This window comes from Lutibacter sp. (assembly GCF_021647475.1).
GTDB lineage: Bacteria > Bacteroidota > Bacteroidia > Flavobacteriales > Flavobacteriaceae > Lutibacter.
In genome coordinates, this window is record NZ_JAKIUR010000088.1 from 1 (window position 1) to 6,842 (window position 6,842).

Here is a 6,842-nt window from a genome sequence, read left to right on the forward strand (position 1 = left end):
AGTTAAAAACTTCTATTGTGTGGATAATTTTGAAATTCAAAATAGCAATACGCTATAGAATAAAGTTCAATTCAATTTTAAATGTGGCTTAAATCAACCCGAAATAGTGCTTTTTGAGGATTGACTAGTTATAATTTTCGAAATGACATTTTGATTTTCAGTTATTTAAAGTAAATCCTTAGGTCGAACTCAGGTCTATAAATAAAATAGATGTTACTCATTATAATTCATAGATAACTGAATCCTTTTTCTGGCAACATCAATTTCTAACACTTTAACAATTACTTGCTGATGTAAACTTACAATTTCATTTACATCACTCACAAATTTATTAGCTAAATTAGAGACATGTACCAAGCCACTTTCTTTAATCCCAATATCAACAAAGCAACCAAAATTGGTAATATTATTTACAATTCCTGGTAATAATTGACCTTCATGTAAATCATTTATAGTTCGAACATTCTGATTGAAAGTAAAAACCTTAGCGGTTTCTCGTGGATCTAAACCTGGTTTTTCAAGCTCCTTTACAATATCTTTTAAAGTTGGAAGTCCAATTGTTGCAGTACAATACTTTTGTAAATCAATTTTTTGAAGTGTTTCTTTGTTTCCAATTAAATCCGCCACGCTTATATTCTCATCCTTAGCCATTTTATTAACTATCAAATAACTTTCAGGATGTACAGCTGAATCATCTAATGGATTTTTTGCATTTTTAATTCGTAAAAAACCAGCTGCTTGTTCAAAGGCTTTTGCTCCTAATCTTGGAACTTTTTTAATATCATTTCTAGATTTAAAAGTTCCATTTTCATCTCTAAAATTAACTAGGTTTTCTGCTAATTTTAATCCAATTCCTGAAACATAACTCAGTAGCGAAACACTAGCTGTATTTATATTTACACCTACTATATTTACACAACTTTCTACAACGGTATCTAATGATTTTTTTAATTTTGTTTGATCAACATCGTGTTGATATTGTCCAACTCCAATAGATTTTGCGTCAATTTTAACCAATTCTGCTAATGGATCTGCAAGTCTTCTTCCTATGGAAATTGCTCCTCTCACCGTAACATCATAATTAGGAAATTCGTCTCGTGCAATTTTTGATGCTGAATAAATACTTGCACCGGCTTCACTTACCACAAAAACCTCCACCTCTTTATTAAAACGCATTTTTCGAATAAAATGTTCTGTTTCGCGTGATGCAGTTCCGTTTCCAATAGCAATAGTTTCAATTTTGTACGCATTCACTAACGAATTTATTTTTTTCATTGCTCCAATAGTGTCGTTTTTTGGTGCATGCGGATAAATAGTTTCATTATATTCAAGTCCGCCTTGTTTATTTAAACAAACTATTTTACAGCCTGTTCTAAAACCTGGGTCTATAGCCAAAATATTTTTTTCTCCCAAAGGAGCTCCTAACAACAACTGCTTTAAATTTTTAGCAAAAACCTCAATTGCTTTATCATCTGCTTTTTCTTTCGCTTTGTTTAAAATCTCATTTGAAAGAGCAGGAAATAATAATCGTTTGTAAGCATCTTGAATTGCTAATTTAATTTGTTTAGAGCAGTCATTATTTGAGCGAATAATTCTTTGTTCAATTTTATCTAAAGCTTTTTCATTATCTATTTCTATTTTAACACGAATAAAACCTTCTTTCTCTGCTCTTAAAATTGCTAATAATCGATGTGAAGGACAACGGTTTAAAGGTTCATTCCAATTGAAATAATCTTGATACTTTTGTGCTTTTTCTTCTTCAATTTTTGCTTTTATAACTTTGGTAGAAATGTTTGCAAATTTTTCTAATTGATAACGAATACTATTTCTAATATCAGTCCGTTCATTAATCCATTCAGCTATAATATAACGAGCACTTTCTAAAGCCAATTCTTCAGTTTTAATCTGGTTATTTATGTATTTTACAGCTATTGAATTAATATCTGTTGCTCGCTGACTCATTATGATTTTTGCCAACGGCTCTAAACCATTTTTACGAGCAGTTTCGGCTTTTGTTTTTCGTTTTTTCTTATATGGGAGATAAATATCTTCTAAAACAGTTAAGTTAGTTGTAGCCTCAATTTTTTGTTTTAAATCATCCGTTAAAACTTCTTGTTCTTTTAACGCTTTTAAAATGGTGACTTTTCGTTTTTCAAATTCTTCAAACTGTACTTTAAACTTTACTATATCACCTATTTGAACTTCATCTAAATTACCTGTTCGTTCTTTTCTATAACGAGAAATAAATGGAATTGTACAATCTTCATTTAATAATTGAATGGTGTTTTCAATTGATTTTGAAGGAAGATTTGTTTGTGATTTTATAAAGTTTAACAATTGCATATTTTTTGAATTTATAAAACAATTTTTTTTCCATTCTAAACGATAGTGAAGAATCTCAAGTTTCATTGAGTTTAAAGATTCTTTAATTCATTATCTTCCTTATCAGAATGAAATTATATATTAAGAATTGAACTTTACAAAAAACCTTGAACACAATTCAGGGTGAAATGGATTTGTTTTATTTTGATGAGATTCTGAATCAAGTTCAGAATGACGCATAAAAATTAGTTAACTTACTTGTTCGCCATTACGTACCAAATCATTTTCTGGTTCAATAAACGCTAGTTTTCCATCAGTTGTGTCGGTCATTAAAATCATTCCCTGGCTTTCAATTCCTCTTAATTTTCTTGGAGCTAAATTAACCACAACGGTTACTTTTTGTCCGATAATATCCTCTGGTTTAAAACTTTCTGCAATTCCAGAAACTATGGTTCGTGTGTCAATTCCAACATCAACTTTTAGTTGTAATAATTTTTTAGTTTTTGGTACTTTAACAGCTTCCAAAATTGTTCCTACTCGCATATCTAATTTGGTGAAATCGTCAAATTCAATAGTTTCTTTTTGTGGTTCAATAATTTTATTTTCAGCTTCATTAGAAAGTTTGGTAGCCTCTAATTTATCCAACTGAGCTTGAATTTCAGCATCTTCAATTTTAGCAAATAATAATACAGGTTTGCCAATTTTATGGTTTGGAGCAATTAATTCGGTTTTTGATTTTACTTCGTCCCATTTTAAACTGTCATTGCGAAGTTTTGATAAAAACTGTGGCAATCTGTTTGTTGAATTTGCAGATAGTTTCGTCGTAAAAAACTCCTCGCTATGACGTTTCATTTCGTTATTATCAGCCTCAACTTGTTGAGTTGTGGCAATCTCTTTATTTGAAGAGATTACTTCGTCCTTACTCTTCCTGTCTACCGAACAGGCAGGCTCGTAATGACGTATATTCAAAATTTCTTTTAATTTTTCTGAAGTAAATGGTAAAAACGGCTCGCAAACAACAGACAAACTAGTAGCAATTTGCAGTGCTACATACATTATAGTTTTTACACGTTCTGGATCAGTTTTTATCACTTTCCAGGGTTCTTCATCTGCCAAATATTTATTTCCTAAACGTGCTAAATTTAGTAGTTCTTGCGAAGCTTCTCTAAATCGATAGCGTTCAATTGAATTTCCAATAATGGTTGGAAATTCATTCATTTTAGCTAACGTTTTAACATCCTCGTCAGTAAATTTATTTGGTTCAGGTACAATTCCATCAAAATATTTGTTAGTTAAAACTACCACTCTATTGATAAAATTACCAAAAATAGCAACTAATTCGTTATTATTTCTTGCTTGAAAATCTTTCCAAGTAAAATCGTTATCTTTAGTTTCTGGAGCATTTGCCGTTAAAGCGTAACGCAACACATCTTGCTTATCAGGAAAATCTTCTAAATATTCATTTAACCAAACCGCCCAATTTTTTGAAGTTGAAATTTTATTTCCTTCTAAATTTAAAAATTCGTTTGCAGGAACATTTTCTGGCAAAATATAACTTCCTTCTGCCTTTAACATTGCCGGAAAAATAATACAATGAAATACAATATTATCCTTACCAATAAAGTGAATTAATTTGGTATTTTTATCTTTCCAATAAGGTTCCCAATCTTTTCCTTCGCGTGCTGCCCATTCTTTTGTAGATGAAATATAACCTATTGGAGCATCAAACCAAACGTACAACACTTTTCCTTCAGCACCTTCAATAGGAACAGGAATTCCCCAATCTAAATCGCGAGTTACCGCTCTTGGTTTTAAACCATCATCTAACCACGATTTTACTTGTCCTAATACATTAGTTTTCCAATCGTTTTTATGACCTTCTACAATCCACTCACGTAACCATTTTTCGTATTTATCTAATGGTAAATACCAATGTTTGGTTACTTTCATTGTTGGCACATTTCCTGTAATTGCAGATTTCGGATTTATTAAATCGGTTGCATTGTGGCTAGTTCCGCATTTTTCACATTGATCACCATAACTTTCCTCATTTCCACATTTTGGACAAGTTCCAATTACAAATCTATCTGCTAAAAATTGGTTAGCTTCTGCATCGTATAATTGTTCACTTGTTTCTTCAATAAACTTTCCTTCATTATATAATTTCTTAAAAAAATCTGAAGCCGTTTTATGATGTATTTTTGCTGTAGTTCGAGAATAATTATCAAAAGAAATTCCAAAATCATGGAACGAATTTTTAATAATAGCATGGTATTTATCTACAATATCTTGAGGTGTAACACCTTCTTTTTTTGCTTTTATGGTAATTGGAACTCCATGTTCATCAGAACCACAAACAAACAACACATCATTTCCTGTCATTCGTAAATAACGTGCATAAATATCTGCTGGCACATAAACTCCCGCTAAATGCCCAATGTGAACCGGCCCGTTTGTATAAGGTAAAGCCGCTGTTATCGTATATCTTTTTGAATTGCTCATCAAAATTTATTTAAGAAAGCACAAAAATAAGGATTGTTTATTAGAAAAGTGAATAGTTAATTCGGTTTTCGTAATTTGCAATAGCATTTATTAATTTTAAAAATGATTCAACCCAATTATTTACAAAAAAACGATACTGTTGCTATTGTTTCCACAGCTCGAAAAATTAGTTTACAAGAAATTAAATCTGCTATAAAATTATTAGAAAGTTGGGGATTGAAAGTAGTGGTTGGCAAAACCATTGGTTTAGAAGAAAATCAACTTGCTGGAAGTGATGAAAAACGAACCAACGATTTTCAAAAAATGTTGGACAACCCTGAAATTAAAGCGATTTGGTGTGCTCGTGGTGGTTATGGAACTGTACGGATTATTGATGCTTTAGATTTTACTAAATTTAAAAAAAATCCTAAATGGATTATTGGTTATTCTGATGCAACAGTTTTGCACAATCACCTAAATAATTTAGGTTTAGAAACCTTACACGCAACGATGCCTATTAATATTCCTAAAAATAGTAATGAAGCTATCACAACTTTAAAAAACAGTTTGTTTGGAAAAAAATTAATTTATAATATTACTTCTTCTAAAAAAAATAAAATTGGAAAAGCTTCTGGAGAACTTATTGGAGGAAATTTATCTGTTATTTATAGTTTACTTGGAAGTAAATCTTCATTAAATACCGCTAATAAAATTCTTTTTATTGAAGATTTAGATGAATATTTATATCACATAGATAGAATGATGATAAACCTAAAACGAAATGGATATTTTGAAAATTTAAAAGGATTGATTGTTGGTTCAATGACCGATATGCATGATAATAAAATTCCTTTTGGTAAAACTGCTAAAGAAATTATTTTAGACATTATTTCTGAATATGATTTCCCTGTTGTTTTTGATTTTCCTGCAGGACATATTGCTGATAACAGAACATTAATTTTAGGGAGAAAAATTATGTTGGAAGTAGATGAAAACGAAGTTAAACTATCATTCTGAATTAAATTCAGAATCTCACATTGTTGATTACTAATGATTATGAGAACCTGAATCAAGTTTAGGTTGACGTAATTTTCACTTTTTAGATAGCTTATTTTTTATTATATTTAGCATAAAAAACTATGAGTGCTAAAATTAATTTTGAAAACATCTTGTTTTTAGATATTGAAACCGTTCCAGAACTAGAAAATTTTGAAGATTTATCAGAAACCAAGCAGGAATTATTTGCCTTAAAAACACAATACCAACGAAAAGAAGAAATAACACCAACCGAATTTTATGAACGTGCAGGTATTTGGGCTGAATTTGGTAAAATAGTATGCATATCTGTGGGTTATTTTGTTAATTTTAATTCAGAAAACAGGATTTTTAGAGTAACTTCTTTTTATGGTGATGAGGTAAAAATTTTAGAGGATTTTAAAAATTTATTAGATCATCATTATCATAAACCACAGCATTTATTATGTGCACATAATGGCAAAGAATTTGATTTTCCGTACATAGCTCGGCGAATGATAATTAACCAAATAAAACTTCCTGAAAAATTAAATTTATTTGGTAAAAAACCTTGGGAAATTGCTCATTTAGATACTATGGAATTATGGAAATTTGGTGATTATAAACATTACACTTCCTTAAAATTATTGACCTTAATTTTAGATATTCCATCACCAAAAGATGATATTAATGGAAGCGAAGTTGCCGAAGTTTATTATAAAGAGAAAAATATAAAACGGATTGCTATGTATTGTGAAAAAGATGTAATTGCGGTTGCACAATTATTATTGCGTTTTAACAACGAATCCATACTTGAAGAAATTCAAATAGCACACGTTTAACCTTCTAACTTGAGTTCAACATAAGATTTAACGTCATTGCGAAAATTATAAACGGTAGCTTGGATTCAAGGTTCTAACGCAACAAAGCGTTTATTCTTTTTAGTTAAACATTACTCAAATATACGAGTTTAAATTTGATTTTAAAATGTGGCATTATTGAAATAGAATAACGCTCCTTTGGTC

General features: G+C 30.1%; 4 protein-coding genes. 2 read left to right on the forward strand and 2 right to left on the reverse strand.

The features are described from left to right. Positions 1-213: 213 nt before the first annotated feature. Positions 214-2,343, reverse strand: a complete 2,130-nt coding sequence (locus L3J60_RS13120) for a Tex family protein (protein ID WP_291976021.1) — start codon at positions 2,341-2,343, stop codon at positions 214-216. Between the two features lie 228 nt (positions 2,344-2,571). Further along, a complete protein-coding gene (metG, locus tag L3J60_RS13125) occupies positions 2,572-4,824 on the reverse strand; it encodes a methionine--tRNA ligase (RefSeq protein ID WP_291976017.1) in 2,253 nt (750 codons plus the stop codon). A 102-nt stretch (positions 4,825-4,926) separates the two neighbouring features. Between metG and L3J60_RS13130 the strand changes: the two genes are divergently transcribed. Beyond that, positions 4,927-5,820 (forward strand): LD-carboxypeptidase, encoded by an 894-nt coding sequence (locus L3J60_RS13130; protein ID WP_291976019.1) that lies wholly within the window; start codon positions 4,927-4,929, stop codon positions 5,818-5,820. A 122-nt stretch (positions 5,821-5,942) separates the two neighbouring features. Beyond that, on the forward strand, positions 5,943-6,659 hold the full coding sequence (locus L3J60_RS13135) for a 3'-5' exonuclease (protein ID WP_291976020.1): 717 nt from the start codon (positions 5,943-5,945) through the stop codon (positions 6,657-6,659). Positions 6,660-6,842 lie beyond the last annotated feature (183 nt).